This window comes from Celerinatantimonas yamalensis (assembly GCF_046054155.1).
Classification (GTDB): Bacteria; Pseudomonadota; Gammaproteobacteria; order Enterobacterales; family Celerinatantimonadaceae; genus Celerinatantimonas; species Celerinatantimonas yamalensis.
In genome coordinates this window covers 72,611-94,498 of the sequence record NZ_JBEQCT010000008.1, presented here as the reverse complement: position 1 = coordinate 94,498, position 21,888 = coordinate 72,611, and the positions used below count along the sequence as shown (strand labels likewise).

20 protein-coding genes and 1 pseudogene are annotated in these 21,888 nt (G+C 44.8%); 17 read left to right on the top strand and 4 right to left on the bottom strand.

The window, feature by feature from the left end:
- Positions 1-2: 2 nt before the first annotated feature.
- A complete protein-coding gene (lysS, locus tag ABUE30_RS15210; RefSeq protein WP_408624692.1) occupies positions 3-1,514 on the top strand; it encodes a lysine--tRNA ligase in 1,512 nt (503 codons plus the stop codon).
- Between the two features lie 202 nt (positions 1,515-1,716).
- Positions 1,717-2,190 (top strand): macro domain-containing protein, encoded by a 474-nt coding sequence (locus tag ABUE30_RS15205; protein WP_408624691.1) that lies wholly within the window; start codon positions 1,717-1,719, stop codon positions 2,188-2,190.
- A 38-nt stretch (positions 2,191-2,228) separates the two neighbouring features.
- Here the strand turns inward: ABUE30_RS15205 and ABUE30_RS15200 are convergent, their stop codons facing one another.
- Both ABUE30_RS15200 and ABUE30_RS15195 read right to left on the bottom strand, forming a co-directional pair.
- Positions 2,229-3,014 (bottom strand): GGDEF domain-containing protein, encoded by a 786-nt coding sequence (locus ABUE30_RS15200; RefSeq protein ID WP_408624690.1) that lies wholly within the window; start codon positions 3,012-3,014, stop codon positions 2,229-2,231.
- A gap of 505 nt (positions 3,015-3,519) precedes the next feature.
- A complete protein-coding gene (locus tag ABUE30_RS15195) occupies positions 3,520-4,443 on the bottom strand; it encodes a LysR substrate-binding domain-containing protein (protein WP_408624689.1) in 924 nt (307 codons plus the stop codon).
- Positions 4,444-4,547: 104 nt separating this feature from the next.
- Between ABUE30_RS15195 and metE the strand changes: the two genes are divergently transcribed.
- The gene (gene metE, locus ABUE30_RS15190; protein WP_408624688.1) at positions 4,548-6,839 is read left to right on the top strand and encodes a 5-methyltetrahydropteroyltriglutamate--homocysteine S-methyltransferase; all 2,292 of its coding nucleotides are present in this window, start codon (positions 4,548-4,550) and stop codon (positions 6,837-6,839) included.
- Between the two features lie 127 nt (positions 6,840-6,966).
- Here metE and ABUE30_RS15185 read toward each other — a convergent pair.
- Positions 6,967-7,126, bottom strand: a pseudogene (locus ABUE30_RS15185) (IS1 family transposase); the annotation flags it as partial.
- Positions 7,127-7,507: 381 nt separating this feature from the next.
- Here ABUE30_RS15185 and glyA point away from each other — a divergent pair.
- Positions 7,508-8,761 (top strand): serine hydroxymethyltransferase, encoded by a 1,254-nt coding sequence (glyA, locus tag ABUE30_RS15180; protein WP_408624687.1) that lies wholly within the window; start codon positions 7,508-7,510, stop codon positions 8,759-8,761.
- Between the two features lie 424 nt (positions 8,762-9,185).
- On the opposite strand, the gene ABUE30_RS15175 is transcribed toward glyA, so the two are convergent.
- Positions 9,186-9,626 (bottom strand): DoxX family protein, encoded by a 441-nt coding sequence (locus tag ABUE30_RS15175; RefSeq protein WP_408624686.1) that lies wholly within the window; start codon positions 9,624-9,626, stop codon positions 9,186-9,188.
- Positions 9,627-9,948: 322 nt separating this feature from the next.
- Between ABUE30_RS15175 and nrdR the strand changes: the two genes are divergently transcribed.
- The 13 genes from nrdR (at position 9,949) to ABUE30_RS15110 (ending at position 21,830) form a co-directional block, all read left to right on the top strand.
- Positions 9,949-10,401 carry a transcriptional regulator NrdR gene (gene nrdR / locus ABUE30_RS15170; protein ID WP_408624685.1) on the top strand — a complete coding sequence of 151 codons (453 nt, stop codon included), beginning with the start codon at positions 9,949-9,951 and terminating at the stop codon, positions 10,399-10,401.
- Positions 10,402-10,412: 11 nt separating this feature from the next.
- Entirely contained in the window at positions 10,413-11,543 is a 1,131-nt protein-coding gene (gene ribD / locus ABUE30_RS15165; protein WP_408624684.1) for a bifunctional diaminohydroxyphosphoribosylaminopyrimidine deaminase/5-amino-6-(5-phosphoribosylamino)uracil reductase RibD, read from the top strand.
- Positions 11,525-12,193 carry a riboflavin synthase gene (locus tag ABUE30_RS15160; RefSeq protein ID WP_408624683.1) on the top strand — a complete coding sequence of 223 codons (669 nt, stop codon included), beginning with the start codon at positions 11,525-11,527 and terminating at the stop codon, positions 12,191-12,193. The genes ribD and ABUE30_RS15160 overlap by 19 nt, the downstream gene beginning before the upstream one ends.
- Positions 12,194-12,196: 3 nt before the next feature.
- Positions 12,197-13,306 carry a 3,4-dihydroxy-2-butanone-4-phosphate synthase gene (gene ribB, locus ABUE30_RS15155; protein ID WP_408624682.1) on the top strand — a complete coding sequence of 370 codons (1,110 nt, stop codon included), beginning with the start codon at positions 12,197-12,199 and terminating at the stop codon, positions 13,304-13,306.
- Positions 13,307-13,375: 69 nt separating this feature from the next.
- On the top strand, positions 13,376-13,843 hold the full coding sequence (ribH, locus tag ABUE30_RS15150; RefSeq protein ID WP_408624681.1) for a 6,7-dimethyl-8-ribityllumazine synthase: 468 nt from the start codon (positions 13,376-13,378) through the stop codon (positions 13,841-13,843).
- 11 nt (positions 13,844-13,854) lie between these two features.
- On the top strand, positions 13,855-14,271 hold the full coding sequence (gene nusB, locus ABUE30_RS15145; protein WP_408624679.1) for a transcription antitermination factor NusB: 417 nt from the start codon (positions 13,855-13,857) through the stop codon (positions 14,269-14,271).
- An 11-nt stretch (positions 14,272-14,282) separates the two neighbouring features.
- On the top strand, positions 14,283-15,245 hold the full coding sequence (gene thiL / locus ABUE30_RS15140; RefSeq protein WP_408624678.1) for a thiamine-phosphate kinase: 963 nt from the start codon (positions 14,283-14,285) through the stop codon (positions 15,243-15,245).
- A gap of 9 nt (positions 15,246-15,254) precedes the next feature.
- On the top strand, positions 15,255-15,740 hold the full coding sequence (locus tag ABUE30_RS15135) for a phosphatidylglycerophosphatase A family protein (RefSeq protein ID WP_408624677.1): 486 nt from the start codon (positions 15,255-15,257) through the stop codon (positions 15,738-15,740).
- A gap of 533 nt (positions 15,741-16,273) precedes the next feature.
- Positions 16,274-17,866: an ABC transporter substrate-binding protein gene (locus tag ABUE30_RS15130; protein WP_408624676.1), complete on the top strand. Its 1,593-nt coding sequence runs from the start codon at positions 16,274-16,276 to the stop codon at positions 17,864-17,866.
- Positions 17,867-17,920: 54 nt separating this feature from the next.
- A complete protein-coding gene (locus ABUE30_RS15125; RefSeq protein ID WP_408624675.1) occupies positions 17,921-18,934 on the top strand; it encodes an ABC transporter permease subunit in 1,014 nt (337 codons plus the stop codon).
- A 15-nt stretch (positions 18,935-18,949) separates the two neighbouring features.
- Entirely contained in the window at positions 18,950-19,846 is an 897-nt protein-coding gene (dppC, locus tag ABUE30_RS15120) for a dipeptide ABC transporter permease DppC (RefSeq protein WP_408624674.1), read from the top strand.
- 17 nt (positions 19,847-19,863) lie between these two features.
- On the top strand, positions 19,864-20,844 hold the full coding sequence (dppD, locus tag ABUE30_RS15115) for a dipeptide ABC transporter ATP-binding protein (protein ID WP_408624673.1): 981 nt from the start codon (positions 19,864-19,866) through the stop codon (positions 20,842-20,844).
- Entirely contained in the window at positions 20,844-21,830 is a 987-nt protein-coding gene (locus tag ABUE30_RS15110) for a peptide ABC transporter ATP-binding protein (protein WP_408624672.1), read from the top strand. The genes dppD and ABUE30_RS15110 overlap by 1 nt, the downstream gene beginning before the upstream one ends.
- Positions 21,831-21,888 lie beyond the last annotated feature (58 nt).

Below are 21,888 nucleotides of genomic sequence, written 5' to 3'. Positions count from 1 at the left end.
TAATGACAGAACAGGTACATGACGAGAACAAGCTGATTGCTGAACGTCGGGCCAAACTGGCAGAGCTTCGTCAACAAGGCAATGCCAATGGCCATCCCAATGATTTTCGTCGCGATAGTTACGCTGCACGGCTAGAGGACGCTCATGGCGAGAAGAGCAAGGAAGAGCTAGAAGAGAAAGGGCTGGTTGTCAGCATCGCGGGTCGTGTCATGGCTAAGCGTGGGCCATTTATCGTTATTCAAGATATGACGGGTCGCATTCAGGCCTACGCATCCAAAGAGACGCAAGCGGCGCTTAAAGCGTTAGGCGGATTGGATATTGGCGATATTATCGGGGTAACCGGCGAATTGCATAAATCAGGCCGCGGCGCGTTGTATGTCAATATGAACCATTTTGAACTTTTGACTAAAGCCTTGCGCCCATTACCTGAAAAATTCCATGGCTTAGCTGACCAAGAACAGCGTTATCGTCAGCGTTATATTGACTTGATCGTTAATGAACAGTCACGGCAGACGTTTGTGACGCGCTCCAAAATTATTGCGGCAATTCGTCAATTTATGATGGATCGTGATTTTATGGAAGTTGAAACACCGATGATGCAGAGCATTCCTGGTGGGGCAAGTGCTAAACCATTCGTCACTCATCATAATGCGCTGGATATGGATATGTATTTGCGCATAGCCCCTGAGTTGTATCTTAAACGCTTAGTTGTAGGCGGTTTTGAGAGAGTATTTGAAATTAACCGTAACTTCCGTAATGAAGGACTTTCGACGCGTCATAACCCAGAATTTACCATGATGGAATTCTACATGGGCTACGCCGATTATCATGATTTAATGGATTTGACCGAGGCCCTTCTTAAAACGGTGACCCAACAAGTCTTAGGTAAAAGCGTGTTGAAATACGGTGAAGACGAGTTTGATTTCGGCAGCAACTATGCGCGCTTGTCTATGCTCGATTCAGTGAAACAATTCAACCCAGATAATGCTGATATTCAAGCCTTGGATAATACTAAAATCCAAGATCGAACTGTCATGGAAGCAATTGCTAAATCCTTCGGTATTCAGGTTGAGTCCTACTGGGGTGCCGGTAAAATGCTTACCGAACTATTTGAAGAAACCGTAGAGCATCGTTTGATTCAGCCAACGTTTATTACTGAATACCCAGCTGAAGTCTCACCATTAGCACGGCGTAGTGATGACAATCCATTTGTGACTGACCGATTTGAATTCTTTGTCGGTGGACGTGAGATTGCCAATGGCTTCTCTGAGCTTAATGATGCGCAAGACCAAGCAGAACGTTTCAAAGCGCAGGTCGCCGCTAAAGATTCTGGTGATGATGAAGCGATGTTCTATGATGATGACTACATCACCGCCTTGGAACATGGTTTACCACCGACTGCAGGACAAGGTATTGGCATTGACCGTTTGGTGATGTTGTTTACCGATAGCCATACCATTCGCGATGTTTTGTTATTCCCCGCGATGCGTCCGCAGCAACAGCATAAAGACTAAGCTGAAGCGTTTCATTGTTAAAAAAGGGCCATGGTTATGGCCTTTTTTTTATCTTTGTCTATAGTATTTATTAGTCATGTTCAATAATGGGCGTGCTGATAGCACTCTAGATATGAGACGGTCGACTCGTTGGATTTTTTAACTTATTTAAGATTAAGCTGTCCATAGTTAATCGGATGAGTATAGCTTGGAGTAAAATAGCGTGAAAATAGTGGATGGCGATTTGATTACGCTGGCAAAACAAGGTCGGTTCGATGTGATTGTCCATGGCTGTAATTGTTTTAACACGATGGACAATGGGATTGCGGCCATGATCAAACAATATTTCCCTGAAGCTTATGAGGCTGACCGACAGACTGTTCCCGGAGATCGCTGTAAGCTTGGGAGTCTTAGTGCGGCTAAAGTTGAACGTGACGGCGTTGTGTTTACAGTGATCAATGCTTATACGCAATTTGATCAGTTTGGCGATGGCAATGCTGATTATGAAGCTATTCAAATGGTATTTGCTCAGATCAGGCAAGAATTTCATGGACAGCGTATTGGCTACCCATTAATTTGTGCTGGTGGTGGGGGTGGTAATTGGAGTGTGATTGAAAAAATTATTGAGCAAGAGCTGGCCGATGAAGACTATACCTTGGTGCGTTATCCGGCTAGTCCTGAGCATATTATGGCTTAAACGTTCACCCTGACGATGTGGTATTGTGTCGGTAAATCCTATTTTTGGTAAATTCGTACGCAGTTGCGTCCGTCATTTTTGGCTTGATATAAAGCGATATCTGCTTGGTGGATCAGCTCTTGCAGTGATAAGCGGTTTTGTTTGTCAAAATGTCTGATACCGATGCTAATGCTAATAGAGATATGAGTGTCTGTCACTTTGATCGGCGCTTGATTGATCACCTGACACATACGATTTGCCCACTGCAAGCCTTGGGTGAGATTTTTGTTGGGAAGATAGATTAAAAACTCCTCACCGCCGTAACGAGAAACTAAATCTTCATCACGAGAATTAGAGCTGATTAACCCTGCTACGAGTCGCAAGACTTTATCGCCGATTAAATGGCCGTATTGATCATTGATCTGCTTGAAATGATCCATATCAATCAGCGCTAAAACGGTTTGTGAATCATCAGACTGGGATTTAAACAGCTCAGTTGTATATTGATCCATGGCGTAGCGATTATAAAGCCCAGTCATTTGATCATGAAATGCATAAAATTGCAGTTTTTCCTGATACCACTGAGCCGCAATCAGTGGAATAAATACTGAGCTGCTGAATAGGTAAACGATTTGGATGATGGTCAGTATGATATTGGATAAACTATTACTAAATAGATCCAAATTGTCTAATGGAGTAATAAAAGCAATTGTGCGAAATGTCAGCGTTAGAGCGAAAAAAATAAACAGAATTCCCCACAATTTTCTTGCGCTTTCATGAGGTTTAATTTGATAAAAACAAAAGTAAATGGTAACCAGAATTTGGGCTGTTAATATTGTGTCCATGAATAAGGAACGTGTTTCATAGCTAGATCCCAGCATTAGAAAAGCGCTGATAAAAACAAAAGTGACAATCGGCCCAATGAGCAAGATATGATTGAGTTTATTTTTTATGGAGTGGTATTGAAGTAAGCCCAGTGTACTTGTATATATGCCGGTAGAGATGAGTATATTAGCAGTTATAACACTGACATCTAGTGGTACCCACAACCGAGAAAAGCTCAAAATGAGCCCGAAGACAACTAAAATATGACCAATAACCCAAGTTTTAACCCCAGGACATTGATAAGTGCCTCGTAATAACATAGTTAAACCCAAGCTAGAGAGGCAGCCAACCATAATATTCATGAAAAGCAACGTTGGCAGATTAAGTGATATCAACTAGCAAAACCCCTATCGCTCATGGTTATTTCATTAGATGGCCAAACATAGGTCGTCATTATGCAATCTTCAAAAATATTACTACCTTCAATTATATTCGATCGTGCCCACATTTAGGGATTTTTAAGATTCATTCGCCATTCAAATTACTCCCTATTTTTTTAATGCCTTGATATTTATTAATAATTTTGTGCGTTAAACTTACAAAATCGTGCGCCCAGGGGCTCAATGCTCCCAAATGGGCTAGATACATGGTTCGCCATATTCCCTGTCCCAAATGCAAAGTCTTAAGTTCTAATGCTTGTCCGAATTCACTAACCACCCAACGTGGCAATGCCGCCAATTGGTCGGATTGACTCACTTGTTGCAGCATCATCAGCGGGTGCCGAGTATAGCGAATCGCCAGCGGTGTGATCCCCGCCGGTTGTAAAAACTCGGTGAATAAATCAAGTCGTTGCAAAGGAACCGGGTAGGTCAGAATCGTGGCATCGGCTAATTGTGACGGCAAAACTTGCAATTGCTGACAAAGCAGATGACCATCTCGACAAACTAAAACTGTTTCATAGTGAAATAGAGGCGTGTATTGGATTGCGGGGTGATCTTGTGGGTCAGCTGTCAATACCCATTGCAGCTGTTGCTCAGCGAGTGCATCAAGCGGGTCAAATGGGTGTTCTGAGACTAATTCAGGGTGGATATCAGGCCATTGTTTAGCAAATGCGTTAAGAACGGGTAGCAACCACAGATAGCAACTATGGCATTCCAGCGAGAGAGCTAATTCACTCGGTGGGATAAGCTGTTCGGGTTTTAGGCGCATTTCAGCGGCGGCAATGGTGGGCAGAATGGTTTGTGCCAGTTCTAAGAGGATCTTACCTGCTTGAGTAAATCGCAATGGTTTAGTTTTACGAATAAAGAGGGGCTGGTTTAATCGCTGCTCGAGTTCTTTAATTTGATGAGACAGCGCCGATTGGGTTAAATAAAGCTGATCAGCGGCTCGGCTTACTGACCCTGTTTGTTGCAAAGTTTGGACTGTATGTAGATGGCGAATTTCAATCATTAATTTTACTCATGTTGATTATGAAAAAGTTGATTTTTAATCATAGTAGCAAGCTGTCATAGTTATAGCCATCTAAACATCTGTACATCTATTTAAGGGCAGTTATGACCACACTACATAATCTGGGGTATCCCCGTATTGGTGACGATCGTCAGTTAAAGCGCGCGATTGAAAGTTATTGGAAAGAACAACTGAGTGAAACACAGCTGCTTGAGGTTGGAAAACAGATCCGTCAGCAAAATTGGCAAATACAAAAAGACGCTGGTATTGAACTGCTGCCAGTTGGTGATTTTGCTTGGTATGATCACATTCTGCAGTTAGCACTTACTTTTAATGTAATCCCTGAACGACATCGCCATAGCGAGCCAACAACACCATTACAACAGCTATTCGAAATGGCTCGCGGAGCGAGTCGTTGTTGCACCAATCATGCTGCATTAGAGATGACCAAATGGTTTGATACCAATTATCATTACTTAGTTCCTGAATTAAGTGCTGAGCAAACCTTTACCCTACAATATAGCCCACTGTTAGAACAAATTGATGAAGCCAAAGGGCTCAATGTCCCGATTAAAGCTGTTCTGATCGGGCCACTGACGTTTCTTTATTTGGGGCGATTAGCGAATGGCGATAAACTGAACCTACTGCCAGCACTGCTGGCGGGGTATCGGCAATTGTTCGATGCAATTGCTGCCAAAGGTGTTGAATGGGTACAAATCGATGAACCTATTTTGACCTTAGAGCTTTCAGAGCCATGGCAAGAGGCGCTGGCAAGTGCTTATCAACATCTTGCCAAAAGCCCAGTAAAGCTCCTCCTCACAAGCTATTTTGGCGACGTGACGTTGTCGTTGGAACAGATTGCAACATGGCCAATTGATGGTATTCATCTGGATCTGGTCCGCGGCTTTGAGCAGTTGAACCAAGCGCTGCAAGTCTGGCCAAAAAATAAGGTTTTGTCGTGTGGCGTTGTGGATGGACGTAATGTCTGGCGTGCCGATATGAAAAAATGGATTAGTCAGTTGCAGCCTGCCCAGAAAAAATGGGGGGATCAGTTATGGTTGGCACCTTCGTGTAGCCTATTGCATTGCCCCGTGAATATTGAACGTGAAGAGCATTTAGATTCAGAACTTCGCAGTTGGTTAAGCTTTGCTAAGCAAAAACTCTCAGAGCTAGTGGCTATTGGGCACTATGTGGATGGACGAGCTGATCACTGTGATAGTCATTGGCTGGCTCAAAGCCAACAGGTGGTTGAAGCGCGCGTACAATCGCCGCGGGTTATCAATTCGGTGATTCGCAAGCGGGTCGTTTCGCTAACCGAGTCGGCCTTCACGCGTCAACATTCGTATGCTATTCGTCAAAAGGTGCAAAAAGAAGCGCTGAATTTACCTTTATTGCCCACCACAACGATAGGTTCTTTTCCACAAACCCGAGCAATTCGTCAACAACGCACGGCTCTACGACAAGGTCAACTGTCACAAGCCGATTATGATACGTTCATTGCTAGCCAAATTGATGAAGTGATTACTTGTCAAGAACAGCTTGGCTTAGACGTACTGGTTCATGGCGAACCAGAGCGTAACGACATGGTTGAGTATTTTGCCCCGTTACTTAATGGCGTGGCGCAGACGCAATATGGTTGGGTGCAAAGTTATGGAACGCGCTGCGTGAAGCCACCTATTATTTTTGGTGATGTCAGTCGTCCTGCACCGATGACGGTACGTTGGAGCCAATATGCTCAGTCACGCACAACAAAACCCGTAAAAGGCATGTTAACTGGGCCGCAAACGATTTTAGGTTGGTCATTTGTTCGTAGCGATCTCCCACGCGCGGATGTAGCCGATCAAATCGCTTTAGCGCTTCGTGATGAAGTGTCTGATCTTGAGCAAGCTGGTATTCATCTGATCCAGATTGACGAGCCGGCACTTCGCGAAGGTTTACCGCTGCGGCGGAGTCAATGGCCTGAGTATCTTCATCGAGCGGTACGATCGTTTCGTTTAACTGCGTCAGTGGCGCAAGATACCACGCAGATCCACACACATATGTGCTACAGCGAGTTTAACGATATTATCGCCTCTATTGCAGATATGGACGCTGATGTCATCACAATTGAAACTTCTCGCTCAGCGATGAAGCTATTAGATGCCTTTGAATTGTTTGACTACCCCAATGAAATTGGCCCTGGTGTGTATGACATTCACTCACCAGTGGTTCCTCAGCCTCAATGGATAGAGAAACTATTAACGTTAGCTAGTAAAAAAATCCCTGTTGAGCGGTTATGGGTGAACCCAGACTGCGGGCTGAAAACACGTGATTGGCCAGAGACGTTAGCGTCGTTGCAGGTGATGGTGGATGTTGCTCGTAAACTGCGTAAAGAATTCCAACAGCCTGCCCATTAGAGAAAAGTTTCCCCAGCAAACTATGCTGGGGAAGTGCAGTTATGGAGCGGTTGTTAGCGGGCAATTTGAATAAAAGCTAGAGACAAGGTTGTTATCTTTTTAGCTGTAGATCAGCGGCTTGCCATGCCGCATGGACACTGAAATCATCTGTGCTGTGACAGGTGATTTTGAAGGGCGATAGATAACAACGTCAATAATGCATGTAAAGTATCGCGATGACGTTTGCCAAACGCATGTGCTATCACTCGTTTAAAACGAGGTTCGCATACGTACCCCAAGCATCGCCGTGTTTACGAACAAGGTCAGTTTGTTTGGCAGAATTGACTCTTTATTTAGATAGTAGCCATTGGTATTAAAAAAAGGAATGATTATATTATTCATCAATACGTTGGCATCATGATCAAATTTAGTGTAGCCCGCACATATACTTGATGTTTATAAGTGTTTTAGCGCTGCTTTGATAGGTTTGTGAAAAATAAGCTGATAATCATTAACAAGATACTCAAATTTTTCATAAAACTTTCTTAAAAAGGGTTGAGCTTAGCGTCAATTTGCGGAATCATTCGTAACTCTAGATATAAAGGTGTCGCTGGGCAAGGAAGTGATGCTGTAAAATGTCTCACGCAAGAGATATCCCCCATGATTTTTGATAGAGCCAGGAGAAACTGATGCTTAAGCGCGATATGAATATTGCCGATTATGATGCCGATTTATGGCAGGCAATGTCTGCAGAAGTCAGCCGTCAGGAAGAACACGTTGAACTAATTGCTTCAGAAAACTACACCAGCCCACGCGTAATGCAGGCGCAAGGCTCCCAGTTAACCAATAAGTACGCAGAAGGTTATCCTGGCAAACGCTACTATGGCGGCTGTGAACATGTCGATGTCGTTGAAACGCTGGCGATTGAACGCGCTAAACAGTTGTTTAATGCTGATTATGCAAACGTACAACCGCATTCTGGCTCACAAGCAAATGCCGCGGTATTCCAAGCATTGCTGAATCCGGGCGATACTGTATTGGGCATGAGTTTAGCGCATGGCGGACACTTAACTCACGGCGCAAGTGTTAGTTTCTCAGGTAAAATATACAATGCGGTTCAATACGGTATTAAATCCGATACGGGTGAGCTTGATTATGAGCAGGTAGAAGCGCTGGCCAAAGAACATCAACCGAAGATGATCATCGCCGGATTCTCAGCTTATTCTGGCGTGATTGATTGGCAGCGTTTTCGAGATATTGCTGATTCAGTAGGTGCTTATTTGTTCGTTGATATGGCGCATGTTGCTGGGCTTGTGGCCGCGGGGCTTTATCCGAACCCAGTGCAAATTGCTGATGTAACCACCACCACGACCCACAAAACTCTGGCAGGGCCTCGCGGCGGATTGATTCTAGCCAAAGCTAACCCAGAAATTGAGAAAAAACTCAACTCGGCTGTGTTCCCTGGTGGTCAAGGTGGCCCATTGATGCATGTCATTGCAGCCAAAGCAGTTGCGTTCAAAGAGGCCATGGAACCTGAGTTTAAAGTTTATCAGCAAGGCGTATTGGATAACGCGAAAGCCATGGTGGAAGTACTCCAAGCTCGTGGCTATAAGGTTGTTTCTAATGGTACTCAAAACCATCTGTTCTTACTGGATCTCATCGATAAAGATATTACGGGTAAAGATGCGGATGCAGCTCTTGGCCGCGCTAATATCACGGTCAACAAGAACTCAGTACCTAACGATCCGCGTTCACCTTTTGTGACCTCGGGTCTGCGTATCGGAACGCCAGCGATGACGCGTCGTGGTTTTGGTGTTGAAGAAGCTAAATACCTAACGGGTTTGATCTGTGATGTGTTAGATGATCTGAACAATGAGCAAAATATTGCTGCAGTGAAAGCCAAAGTTATTGAGCTTTGCAAGCGTTTCCCAGTTTATGCTTAAATCTTTTTAGGTTTTAACTGATAAAAGCACAGCCTATGGGTTGTGCTTTTTTATGGCTGGCTATTTGACGGACTCTTTGTCTGTATTCCATAAGCATTGGGTATGGCGTATAGCTTGAGCCTGTTGACGTATCGCTAGAGGTTTGGATAGCTCGTTGTCATTGAAAATATCGTTAGAACTGTTTTGTCGTCGCTACCATAAAAAATATAACTGAGACGGTTTTATATTAAAAGAGCTTTCTAGGAGGAGCGGGTTGCCGCTACGAGCCGCTTTTTGACGCGCAAATTATGGTGCAATCTCGTTGCTCGTGAATAGGTCAGTATTATCAGTACTATTTACTAGTTTGTGCAGGCCGGTAAAAAACGATGTTTAAAACCCCATGATGGCTTAATTGCTGTCATGGGGTTTTCGCAATTAGCTAAATTTAAAATGAATGGTTGTTGAAGCGTTGGTCAATGCCGCAGCGCCCAGAGCCAGATACTAACAGTGAGGCGCAGGCAGCGCACAAAGCTAAAGCATATTCAAATCCACCATTTGATAAAAACAAACCATGGCTGATATGAACAGAGAAGATCGCAACTAACATAGTAAATCCAGCAAATACTGCAGCCGGGCGAGTTAATAATCCAATAAATAACAGTAAACCACCAAAAAATTCAGCGCTTCCTGATAGGGACGCCATTAGCAATCCAGGTTCCAATCCAATAGATGCCATAAATTTCGCTGTGCCAGCGAGTCCATAGCCACCAAACCAACCAAATAATTTTTGGCTCCCATGAGCCATAAAAATAATGCCAACAGGCAAGCGCAAAATGAGGGGTGCAAATCCAGCATTACTTGATAATATTTTTTGTATCAATGACATAAAAACCTCTTAAGGCACTCATTAAAGTTGCTGTGAGCTTGCCTATTGTCAATTTCAGCGTATTGCTGAATAGTTGTTATTTAAGGCCTTAAATCTGACAAAAAAATAGATCCAGCACAAGCTGCGGTAAACTAAATACATTGTTCAGTTTTATTTTACTTAACGGTAAAAAACTATAAAAAAGCTAAATTAATGTGTCGCAGAGTTCCTGTAGCATCCAATCTTTGGTTGTTTGGGGAGAAAAATAGGGTAAACGTCGACAGTTAGCGTGATTTCTAGGTAAAATATGAGCATTGACTGTCATTATATATCGAGATCTCCCGTGCGTTGTCCATTTTGTAATACCAATGATACGAAAGTGATCGACTCACGTTTAGTGAGTGAAGGTCATCAGGTGCGACGTCGTCGTGAATGTTTGCAATGCCATGAGCGATTCACCACATTTGAAGCTGCCGAATTAGTGATGCCTAAAGTCGTCAAAAGTAATGGCTCTCGTGAACCTTTCAATGAAGATAAAATGCGAGCGGGAATGGCGCGAGCGTTGGAAAAACGCCCTGTGAGTGTGGAAGCAATTGAAGAGGGGATTAATCATATTAAATCGCAATTGCGAGCAACCGGTGAGCGCGAAGTAGAGGCCAAGCTGATTGGCCATCTGGTGATGGAAGCGCTGAAAAAACTTGATAAAGTCGCTTATATTCGCTTTGCTTCGGTGTATCGAGCTTTTGAAGATATTCGCGAATTTGGTGAAGAAATTGCTCGATTAGAAAACCTTTGAAAGAGGACGCTATGTCGGATTTTTCAGCGCAAGACTACGCCTATATGGCAAGGGCGTTGCAATTGGCTGCTAAGGGCCGCTTTAGTTCGGCTCCCAATCCCAATGTGGGCTGTGTTTTGGTTAAAGCTGGGCAGATCATTGGCGAAGGCTATCACCTGCGAGCGGGTGAGCCGCATGCTGAAATTAATGCGATGCAAGATGCTCTGGCAAAAGGTCATTCATTATCTGGGGCAAGTTGTTATGTCAGCTTAGAGCCATGTTGTCATTATGGACGGACACCGCCTTGCGCCAAAGCGTTGATTGAAGCGGAAATAGCAACAGTGGTTATGGCGATGCGAGACCCAAACCCCCAAGTGGCTGGCGGCGGAATGACGATGTTGCAAGCGGCTGGTGTGAGTGTTAAAAGTGGACTGCTTGCCGTTCAGGCAGAGCGTCTTAACGCTGGCTTTTTAATGAGAATGCGTGTAAACCGTCCTCGAGTGCGACTAAAAATTGCGGTGTCCCTAGATGGTCGCACCGCATTAGCGAATGGCCAAAGTCAGTGGATCACCTCTCCTTTATCCCGTCAAGATGTGCAAAAAGAGCGGGCTCAAAGTCATGCGATTTTATCCACTGCTGAAACAGTGATTGCTGATGATGCTTCACTCAATGTACGCCTAACTCAGCTGAGTGCATCCATCAAACTGCCTGAACCTATTCGCCAACCAGTCCGTGTGATTATTGATCGTCGTCAGCAATTAACTGGCCAAGAGCGATTATTCAGTCTGCCTGGTCTGATTATTCATGTGGTGGATAAACCTGCACTAAGAACACTGGGCCAGAGTTTAGTGATTCCGGCCTGTGAGAACTGGCTAGCACAGGTCTTAAGCGTTTTGGCCGCTGAGCAAATTAATGATTTATGGGTTGAAGCTGGCGCAACGTTTAGTGGTGCGCTACTTGAGGCAGGGCTTGTGGATGAACTAGTGATCTATCAAGCTTCATTGTCGCTTGGGTGTCATGCTCGGGAGATGGCTGTGACCCATGAGCTGAGCGAACTTAGTCAAGCGACGCGTTGGCGATTAATTGAGCAGCGGCGCATCGGTGATGATTTAAAATATATTTATCAGCCCAAAGAGGCGAACTCATGTTTACAGGAATCGTAGAGGCGCTCGGGCGAGTGCAGTCGATTAAACGGTGCGGCCCTGATGTGCAACTAACGTTGCAAACGGGTCAGCTATCGATGGCTGACGTGCAGCTAGGTGATAGTATCGCGGTTAATGGTGTTTGTTTAACGGTGGTTGAATTTAGTGCAGATTTTTTTCGCGCAGATGTTTCCTATGAAACTCTTTCTCGCAGCAGCCTAGGAAAGTTAAAAATAGGTGCGTGGGTGAATTTAGAAAAAGCCATGGTGGCCAATGGCCGATTTGGTGGTCATATGGTGAGCGGGCATGTCGATGGACTGGCTCAAATTACGCAAATGCAGCGTCAAGGCCAAGCGGTAGATGTTTGGTTGAAATATCCTGCTGATTTAGCACGTTATATTGCTGAAAAAGGCTCGCTGACCGTTGATGGTATTAGTCTTACTGTCAACCAACTACAAGATGATCAGCTGCGTGTAACAATTATTCCCCACACTAGCGCGCAAACGACAATGAATGAATGGCAGGTGGGACGGGTTGTAAATATTGAAGTTGATGTAGTGGCGCGCTATTTAGAACGATTGGTGATGCCGGAGAAGACTGATAGGTCAACATCTGGACTCACCCATGACAAATTGGCTGAATTTGGATTTTTATCGGTATCGAGAGGGTAAAAGATGGCATTAAGTTCTATAGAAGAGATTATCGACGACATTGCTGCCGGTAAATTTGTAGTTTTGATGGATGATGAAGATCGTGAGAATGAGGGCGATCTGATCATTGCCGCTGATAAAGTAACGCCGGCAGCGATTAACTTTATGGCGCGTTATGGGCGGGGGTTAATTTGTTTGACTTTAACGCCAGAGCGTTGCCAACAGCTACAGCTGCCATTAATGGTAAGCCATAATGGCGAGCGCTTCGCAACCGCTTTTACTGTTTCAATTGAAGCGGCGCAAGGTGTGACAACAGGGATTTCAGCGGCCGATCGCGCGGCGACAATATTGGCAGCGGTAGGTGAAAATGCAACGTCTGATGATATTGTGATGCCTGGTCATATCTTCCCAGTGATGGCTCGTGATGGTGGTGTGTTAAGCCGAGCTGGGCACACCGAAGCAGGGGTTGATTTAGCTCGTTTGGCAGACTGTGAGCCAGCTGCGGCAATCGTTGAAATTCTCAATGAGGATGGTTCGATGGCGCGCCGCCCTGATCTAGAAAAGTTCTGTGCTGAACATGATATCAAGCTTGGGACTATTGCTGATCTGATTGAGTATCGCAACACTCGTGAAACCACAATTGAAGAGTTATCGCAGTGCCAGCTCCCGACGCACTATGGTGAATTTGTCATGACGACCTATCGTGACAAAGTGGCCGGGCAAATTCATTATGCACTGCGCAGTGGGAACATCGATGCCAATGAACCGACTCTGGTGCGTGTTCATCTGCATGATCCGCTCTTTGATCTGCTCGGTAGTACCCGTGATGGACAGATGAGCTGGCCACTGGGTAGTGCGTTGCAACGCTTAGGCGATGAAGGTGGGGTCTTAGTGGTGATTAATGAAGATGACCCCCATCAAGCACTATTAAGTCGATTGGAGCGCTATGCCCAAGAAGATGCAGGGCAAACTATCAAAGCGAAACAGCAACAATGTGCCTCGCGTAATGTCGGTGTCGGCTCACAAATTCTTGCCGCTCAAGGCGTGCAAAAAATGCGCTTAATGAGCGTTCCAAAGCGCTATCATGCCCTGTCCGGATTTGGGTTAGAGGTGGTTGAGATCATCAGTCGTTAACTTACAACCATTTCGGAGTGTGTTAGAATAGCGCGCTTTTTTCCATATCATCAAAAATTAGGGTGAGATATGAATGTAATCGAAGGGGTGGTACCTGCACCTGAAGCTAAAATAGCTATTGTGATCGCCCGTTTTAATAGTTTTATTAATGATAGTTTATTGGCCGGGGCGGTAGATACACTGAAACGCCAAGGGCAAGTGAAAGATGAAAATATTACGGTTGTCAAAGTGCCTGGTGCGGTAGAAATTCCGCTAGTGGCACAACAATTGGCTAAATCTGGCAAGTTTGATGCGCTAATTTCATTAGGCACAGTTATTCGAGGCGGAACGTACCATTTTGAATTAGTTGCCAATGAATGCCATAAAGGGTTAGGTCATATTATGCTCGAGTATAATGTGCCGATTGCGTTTGGTGTGTTAACCACCGAATCGATCGAGCAGGCGATTGAACGTGCTGGCACTAAAGGTGGTAATAAAGGTACTGAGGCGGCTTTAAGTGCGCTTGAGATGATCAACGTCATGCAAGTGATTAAGTAGGAGTAACAGATTTGAAACCATCAGAGCGGCGTAAGGCCCGACAACTTGCCACCCAAGCCATTTACCAGTGGCAAATGACTGGTGATAACATTGATAACATTGAACACCAGTTTTTAACTGAACAAGATACGAGTAAAGCTGATATCAGCTATTTTAAGAAGTTGGTTGAAGGTGTTGTGGTTCATCACGAAAAGCTCAATACCATGATGTCTCCTTGCTTGGCTCGTCGTTTAGAAGAGTTGGATATAGTGGATCACGCCATCCTCTTGATTGGAATGTATGAGTTAACTCAATGTGAAGATTTGCCGCCGAAAGTTGCGATTAATGAAGCGATTGAGTTGGCTAAGATTTTTGCAGCAGAAGATAGCCATAAATTTGTCAATGGTGTTTTGGATAAATATTTCCATCTCCAACAACTCAAAAAATAAGCGTTCCGTTCATGGGTGAATTTGATCTTATCGAGCGCTTTTTCGCTAATTCAGCGAAAAGGCCCGATGTAGTATTAGGGATTGGTGACGATGCAGCGTTAATTACGCCCCCAGAAAATCACCAATTAGTCATTACTACCGATACGTTAGTCGAAGGGGTCCATTTTTTTGCTGATATCCCACCAGCTGCTCTTGGGCATAAATCGTTGGCGGTTAATTTAAGTGATTTGGCTGCGATGGGAGCTGAACCTCGGTGGGTCACATTAGCGATTACGTTGCCATCGGCACGAATGGAATGGTTAGAACAATTTTGTCAGGGATTTTTTGAACTGGCTGAATACTATAACGTGACCTTAGTGGGTGGCGATACCACTCGAGGTCCGTTGAGCATCACGGTGACAGCCCATGGTGTGATTCCAATGGAGCAAGCGCTTACTCGTCATCAAGCACAAGTGGGTGATTGGGTTTATGTGACGGGGTCACTGGGCGGATCAGCTTTAGCATTGCGTCACCTACAAGGACAACAGCGCCTAAGTAGTGAAATACTTGAGGTGTTATTGCAACGTCATTATTATCCTCAGCCGCGAGTGCTCAGTGGCTATGGGCTGCGCGGAGTCGCGAGTAGTTGTATTGATCTCTCGGACGGGCTATGGGCTGATTTAGGGCATGTGGCTAAGGCCTCAGGATGCAGTGCTAAAATACAGGTCAATCAATTGCCTATTCATCCGCAAGTGAAATTGCAGTGTCAGAATGATGATGCCATTGCATTAGCGTTATGTGGCGGTGAAGATTATGAGCTTTGTTTTACCGTCCCCGAAGCTATGAAAGGGTCGCTTGATGTGGCACTTTCATACAGTGGCATTGAACATTGTTGTGTCGGACAAATGATCGCCGGTCAAGGCCCTGTAGAGCTATGGCAGGGTGAGCAACCTTATACATGTTGTCATTTGCAAGGATGGGATCACTTTTCCTAGGGGAATGTTATGGATGCCTATTTAAAACGATTATCGCTGCGTAATCCACTGCATTTGTTGGCCGTTGGTTTTGGCAGTGGATTGGTCGCGAAAGCACCGGGAACGTTCGGTTCTTTGGCGGCGTTGCCGCTGATGGCATGGGGAGCATGGGGGCTATCTACGCCAGTCTATATTGTAATGTTGGTGGTGGGTTTTGCGTTAGGCGTCTGGTGTTGTCAGGTCGCGAGTCGCGCGATGGGTGTGCATGACCATGGTGGCATTGTCTGGGATGAATTTATTGGAATGGGCATCGCATTGGTGGCAATTCCGTTGAGTATCAGCTCAGTGGTGTGCGGTTTTGTCTTGTTTCGTTTCTTCGATATTCTCAAACCTTGGCCCATTCGCTGGTTAGACCAGCATGTTGGCGGCGGTTTTGGAATTATGATTGATGATGTGTTGGCTGGCTTTCTAGCGTGGGTGATCCAATGGGGGATCTTTCATTACCTCATCGTTTAGTTGTGCAGAGCTTGAAAAAACAGTCATTGCTTGGTGTCAGTCTGGGGCGTTAGATGTCGTCCTAGTCGTTGTGAATCGCCCCGCTTAGTTTGCAGCATAATGTGTGCAATACATTTTTTAAAACGATGCTTGGATAAAGCAGCGTATCTCTATTTTGTTTGAAATGCGTCTTCACAACGTCGCTTATGTATTCTTCATTTCCCACCTTATTTGTTAAGAAACACTCTATTTTAGAATAATACATGTAAATATTCTGTGTTAAATCGATTTTATAGAGATTCATCTGACTATCAGACTTTACAGCTTAACCTAAACGTAATAATTTAATTAGCACCGAAAGATTTGCTTAAGCGGGATGCGAAGCAAATGAGTTAATCGGTTAATAAAAGCGGGCGGAGGGTGAATATCCGATCATTTTGAGCCGCTAGAAGCGGCCATATGATGTAAAAACCGCCTTGATAACACACAACATGTTGAACAGATTGTTGCTTAGATAGCAGTCAACAATAACAGTGATGTTCGATGGAGCTTATATGAAAAAAGGATTAGGAATGTTGTCTATTGCACTGCTTGCCAGTGCTGTGACAGCAGGGGTTCATGCACAAACAAAAACATTAGTCTATTGTTCTGAAGCGAGCCCTGAAGGATTTAACCCGCAACTTTTCACCACAGGTACGACATTTGATGCCAGTGCTGAAACCATTTTTGACAGACTAGTTGAATTTAAGCCAGGGACTACCAATATTGAACCGGGTTTGGCTAAGAGTTGGGATATCTCCGAAGATGGTAAAACCTATACGTTCCATTTACGTAAGGGCGTACAGTTCCAAACGAGTAAGTCATTTTCACCTACCCGAGATTTTGATGCTGATGATGTGATTTTCAGCTTTGAACGGATGTTGGATAAAAAAAATCCATATCATGATGTTTCTGGTGGCAACTATGAATACTTTGATGGAATGGGAATGAACTCCCTGATTAAAAAAATCGTCAAAGTGGACAAATACACCGTTAAGTTTGAATTGAGTCAACCCAATGCACCTTTTCTAGCCGATATGGCGATGAGTTTTGCATCGATTTTCTCAGCCCAGCAAGCGGATAAATTGCTTAAAGCGGGTACGCCTGGTCAGTTAGATCAAGACCCTGTTGGTACCGGACCGTTTACCAAAGTCGCTTATCGTAAAGACTCGGTGATCCGCTATGTCGCGAATAAACATTATTGGCGGGGTGCTCCGAAAATTGATCGACTGGTATTTTCGATTACTCCGGATGCTTCCGTTCGTTATGCCAAACTCAAAGCTGGTGAATGTCAGATTATGCCATACCCGAATCCAGCTGATCTCAAAGATATGGCGAGCAATCCAAACATTAAGTTGTTGCATAAACCAGGCTTAAATATTGGCTATCTCTCTTTTAATGTCACCCATAAACCATTTGATAATGTCAAAGTTCGCCAAGCGCTGAATTATGCCGTGAATAAAAAAGCGATCATCAATGCTATCTACCAAGGTGCTGGGGAAATGGCAAAAAACCCTATTCCACCGACAATGTGGTCGTACAATGAGGCGATTAAAGATTATCCGTATGATCCTGCTAAAGCCAAAGAATTGCTTAAAGAAGCAGGTGTAAGTCACTTAAACACCAATATTTGGGCTATGCCTGTACAGCGCCCATATAACCCGAATGCACGGCGTATGGCTGAGATGATCCAAGCGGATTGGAAAAATGTTGGGGTTAATGCCAAAATCGTTACCTATGAGTGGGGTGAATATCTCAAACGAGCTCGCCAAGGCGAAGATGATACGGCGTTAATGGGCTGGACTGGTGATAATGGTGATCCTGATAACTTCCTCAATGTGCTATTAAGTTGTGATGGAGTCGGGAATTCTAACTACAGTGAATGGTGTTACAAACCGTTTGATAATCTCATTCAAAAAGCAGCTCGACTGTCTGATAAAGCACAGCGCACTAAATTATACGAACAAGCGCAAGTAATCTTTAAACAACAAGCGCCTTGGATCACAATTGCTCATTCAGTTGTTTATGAACCAATTCGTAAAAATGTGCATGGGTATAAGATTGACCCGTTTGGATTACACTATTTCTACGGTGTGTCTTTAGATTAGTTCATTTATCTATTTAGGGGCTCATATTGAGCCCCCTTTTCAATAAGTTTACTTATGCTGCAATTTATTTTTAAACGATTGTTGACGGTTATACCGACATTCATTGGTATTACCCTGCTCACTTTTGCATTGATCCATGCTATCCCGGGTGATCCGATTGAAATTATGGCCGGAGAGCGTGGTATTTCAGCTGCTCAGCATGCCCATATGATGCATAAAATGGGGTTAGATCAACCTTTATATATTCAATACTATCACTATGTGATTGGCATTTTTCATGGTGACTTAGGCCACTCATTAGTGAATCATCAGCCCGTGTTAAGCGAATTTTTGGCCCGGTTTCCTGCAACCATGGAACTGTCTATTTTTGCCGTGGTATTTGCAATTTGTGTCGGGTTGCCGATGGGGATTATCGCTGCAGTTAAACGTGGCACGGTGTTTGATCACGGGGTGATTGCGATTGCTCAGGCTGGCTATTCTATGCCAATTTTCTGGTGGGCATTATTGTTGATCCTCTTTTTCTCGGTGCATTTGGGGTGGACGCCAGTATCAGGACGATTAGATGAAGCGCGTTTTTGGATCGATCAGCCTACCGGCTTTATGTTGATTGATACTCTATTGTCTGGGCAGCCGGGTGCCTTTTGGGATGCGATGAAGCACCTTATTTTACCTGCCATTGTGCTGGGTACTATTCCTTTGGCGGTGATTGCTCGTATGACGCGTTCATCGATGCTTGAAGTACTTGGTGAAGATTATATTCGGACTGCTCGCGCGAAAGGAATGGCGCCGTGGCGGGTTATCATTGTACATGCGCTGCGCAATGCATTGATCCCCGTTATTACAGTGATTGGTTTACAGGTGGGGATTATGCTCTCGGGCGCTATTCTGACGGAGACCATTTTTTCATGGCCTGGTATTGGTAAGTGGCTCATTGATGCGATTTCACGGCGAGATTATCCAGTAGTTCAAGGAAGTATTTTGCTGATCGCGACGATCATTATTGTGGTGAATTTGCTGGTCGATATTCTCTACGGCGTTGCTAATCCACGAATTCGCCATACTAAGTAAGCAGGAATCGAATTCATGTCTGAACAAAATCAAACACAAATAGCCCCTAAGCCGAAGACACCATTACAAGAATTTTGGTTTTATTTTCGCCAAAATAAAGGTGCTGTGGCAGGGCTACTTTATATCTTTGTGATTATTATTTTCGCATTGTTTGCCGAAGTGATTGCGCCACATTCACCGATTGAGCAGTTTCAAAATGCTTTTTTAAAGCCCCCAGTATGGCAATCTGGCGGTAGTTGGCAGTTCATTTTAGGAACTGATGATGTGGGTCGAGATATTTTCACTCGACTTATTTATGGTGCGCGTTTGTCACTGATTATCGGCACTATGGTGGTGACCTTATCGTTGGGCATCGGTGTGTTGCTAGGACTTATCGCAGGTTATGCCAGAGGACTTACCGACACCGTTATTATGCGCGTTGCTGATATTATGTTGGCTGTGCCAAGCTTACTGTTTGCCATTGCGATTGTGGCTATCTTAGGGCCTAGTTTGGTCAATGCTTCAGTGGCTATTGCCATCGTCTCAATCCCCCATTTTATTCGACTGACGCGTGCATCGGTCATTGCCGAAAGTGGTCGTGACTACGTGACCTCTTCACGGGTGGTTGGTGCTGGTGCACTGCGGCTGATGTTTTTAACTATTTTACCTAACTGTATGGCACCATTAATTATTCAAGCCACACTTGGGTTTTCATCGGCATTACTTGATATGGCGGCTCTTGGTTTCCTTGGAATGGGGGCTCAGCCACCTACACCAGAGTGGGGCAGCATGTTGGCCAATGCGCGTCAATATGTGACTCGAGCGTGGTGGGTGGTCACATTCCCCGGGTTGATGATTTTAACAACGGTACTTGCTTTTAACCTAATGGGTGATGGGCTACGTGATGCGTTGGATCCAAAAATGAAACGCTAGGATAGGCAGAAAAGATTATGGCTTTATTAGAAGTAAAAAACTTAAGCGTTGAATTCGGTGAACAGGATCAACCTTTTTGCGCAGTCGATGCAATCAGCTATCATGTAGATAAGGGTGAAGTCGTTGGCATTGTTGGAGAGTCGGGCTCGGGGAAAAGTGTCAGTTCGCTCGCGATTATGGGGTTAATTGATTATCCAGGACGAGTCAGCGCCGATGCACTCGAATTAGATGGGCAAAAAGTGCTGGAAATGTCGGATGCCAAACGTCGTAAAATCACCGGCAGTGACATTTCAATGATCTTCCAAGACCCTATGACGAGTCTTAACCCTTGTTATACCGTTGGTTTTCAGATCATTGAAGCGCTGAAAATTCATGCAGCGTCGCTGAGCAAACATCAATTACGGGAACGTGCTATTGAGTTACTGCAGCAAGTGGGGATACCGGCACCAGAATTGCGTTTAAATACATATCCTCATCAACTTTCGGGAGGCATGAGTCAACGCGTTATGATTGCTATGGCGGTGGCGTGTAATCCTAAATTATTAATTGCAGATGAGCCTACAACGGCGCTCGATGTGACTATTCAAGCACAAATTGTCGAGCTATTACTGCAGTTACAACAGCAAAAAAATATGGGATTAATACTGATTACCCATGATTTGGCGTTGGTGGCAGAGGCTGCAGATCGCGTCATTGTGATGTATGCTGGCCAAATTGTTGAGACAGGCCCAGCAGCTGAAATTTTTAAACATCCACAGCATCCATATACCCAAGCTCTGTTAGCTTCGTTGCCTGAGTCTGCCGCTGGAGCCAGTCGCTTACATGCATTGTCTGGGGTGGTTCCAGGGGCCTACGACCGACCACAGGGTTGTTTGCTTAACCCTCGTTGCCCATATGTTCAAGAGCGATGTCGCGCTGAGCAGCCGCCACTGATTGGGCCAGCGACGCGGCAGGTCAAATGCTTTTGGCCGTTGGATGAATCAGGGAGATCTGCATAATGAGCGATGAAACAAGCTCGGTATTGTTTGAAGCGCATGAATTAAAAAAACACTATCCTGTCAAAGCGGGATTGTTTAAAGAAGAGCAATTGGTCAAAGCTTTAGATGGTGTGTCATTTAGTCTCTCTCGGGGACAGACACTGGCAGTGGTCGGTGAATCTGGATGTGGTAAATCAACGCTTGCACGCAGCCTGACATTGATTGAACCTCCTACATCTGGAGAGCTGCGCTTTGATGGTCAGGATATTCTCTCGCTTGGGGCGCATGCGGCTAAAGAGTTGCGCAAGCGTATTCAAATCGTCTTTCAAAACCCATATGGGTCTTTAAATCCACGTAAAAAAGTAGGGCAGCTGTTAGAAGAGCCCTTATATATTAATACGGATTTAACCAAAGCACAGCGACGTGAGAAGGCCTTAGCGATCATGGCTAAGGTTGGTCTTCGTCCAGAGCATTATGGCCGTTATCCGCATATGTTTTCAGGCGGACAGCGCCAGCGTATCGCGATTGCTCGAGGATTGATGCTCGACCCTGATATTGTGATTGCCGATGAGCCTGTATCTGCGCTGGATGTATCCGTGCAAGCGCAGGTTTTGAACCTAATGATGGACTTGCAGGTCGAGTTTGGCTTGAGCTATATTTTTATCTCGCACGATCTGTCGGTGGTTGAACATATCGCCGATCAGGTGATGGTCATGTATCTTGGCAAAGTGGTTGAATATGGCCCTAGGGCGCAAATTTTTAGTCATCCACGTCATCCCTATACCATCGCGTTGCTCTCAAGTACACCGAGGCTTAATCCCGATAAGCGAATTGATAAAATTAAACTTGAAGGCGAGTTGCCATCACCACTCAATCCGCCCTCTGGTTGTGCATTCCATGCACGTTGCCAATATGCGAATGCGCGTTGTCACGAGCAAACGCCTGAATTGAAGTGGCATGGTGATACACAAATTGCTTGTCATGCTCTTGAAGAGCAGCGAATGTAGCGGTATTTAACCAGCTCAATGATGAGCTGGTTGTTATCGTCAAACACTTCTGGATAGC

Coding starts and splice junctions, on each gene's coding strand:
- lysS (WP_408624692.1), top strand. CDS start 3: ATGACAGAACAGGTACATGACGAGAACAAGCTGATTGCTGAACGTCGG.
- ABUE30_RS15200 (WP_408624690.1), bottom strand. CDS start 3,014: ATGGACACAATATTAACAGCCCAAATTCTGGTTACCATTTACTTTTGT.
- ABUE30_RS15195 (WP_408624689.1), bottom strand. CDS start 4,443: ATGATTGAAATTCGCCATCTACATACAGTCCAAACTTTGCAACAAACA.
- metE (WP_408624688.1), top strand. CDS start 4,548: ATGACCACACTACATAATCTGGGGTATCCCCGTATTGGTGACGATCGT.
- glyA (WP_408624687.1), top strand. CDS start 7,508: ATGCTTAAGCGCGATATGAATATTGCCGATTATGATGCCGATTTATGG.
- ABUE30_RS15175 (WP_408624686.1), bottom strand. CDS start 9,626: ATGTCATTGATACAAAAAATATTATCAAGTAATGCTGGATTTGCACCC.
- ribD (WP_408624684.1), top strand. CDS start 10,413: ATGTCGGATTTTTCAGCGCAAGACTACGCCTATATGGCAAGGGCGTTG.
- ABUE30_RS15160 (WP_408624683.1), top strand. CDS start 11,525: ATGTTTACAGGAATCGTAGAGGCGCTCGGGCGAGTGCAGTCGATTAAA.
- ribB (WP_408624682.1), top strand. CDS start 12,197: ATGGCATTAAGTTCTATAGAAGAGATTATCGACGACATTGCTGCCGGT.
- ribH (WP_408624681.1), top strand. CDS start 13,376: ATGAATGTAATCGAAGGGGTGGTACCTGCACCTGAAGCTAAAATAGCT.
- thiL (WP_408624678.1), top strand. CDS start 14,283: ATGGGTGAATTTGATCTTATCGAGCGCTTTTTCGCTAATTCAGCGAAA.
- ABUE30_RS15135 (WP_408624677.1), top strand. CDS start 15,255: ATGGATGCCTATTTAAAACGATTATCGCTGCGTAATCCACTGCATTTG.
- ABUE30_RS15130 (WP_408624676.1), top strand. CDS start 16,274: ATGAAAAAAGGATTAGGAATGTTGTCTATTGCACTGCTTGCCAGTGCT.
- ABUE30_RS15125 (WP_408624675.1), top strand. CDS start 17,921: ATGCTGCAATTTATTTTTAAACGATTGTTGACGGTTATACCGACATTC.
- dppC (WP_408624674.1), top strand. CDS start 18,950: ATGTCTGAACAAAATCAAACACAAATAGCCCCTAAGCCGAAGACACCA.
- dppD (WP_408624673.1), top strand. CDS start 19,864: ATGGCTTTATTAGAAGTAAAAAACTTAAGCGTTGAATTCGGTGAACAG.
- ABUE30_RS15110 (WP_408624672.1), top strand. CDS start 20,844: ATGAGCGATGAAACAAGCTCGGTATTGTTTGAAGCGCATGAATTAAAA.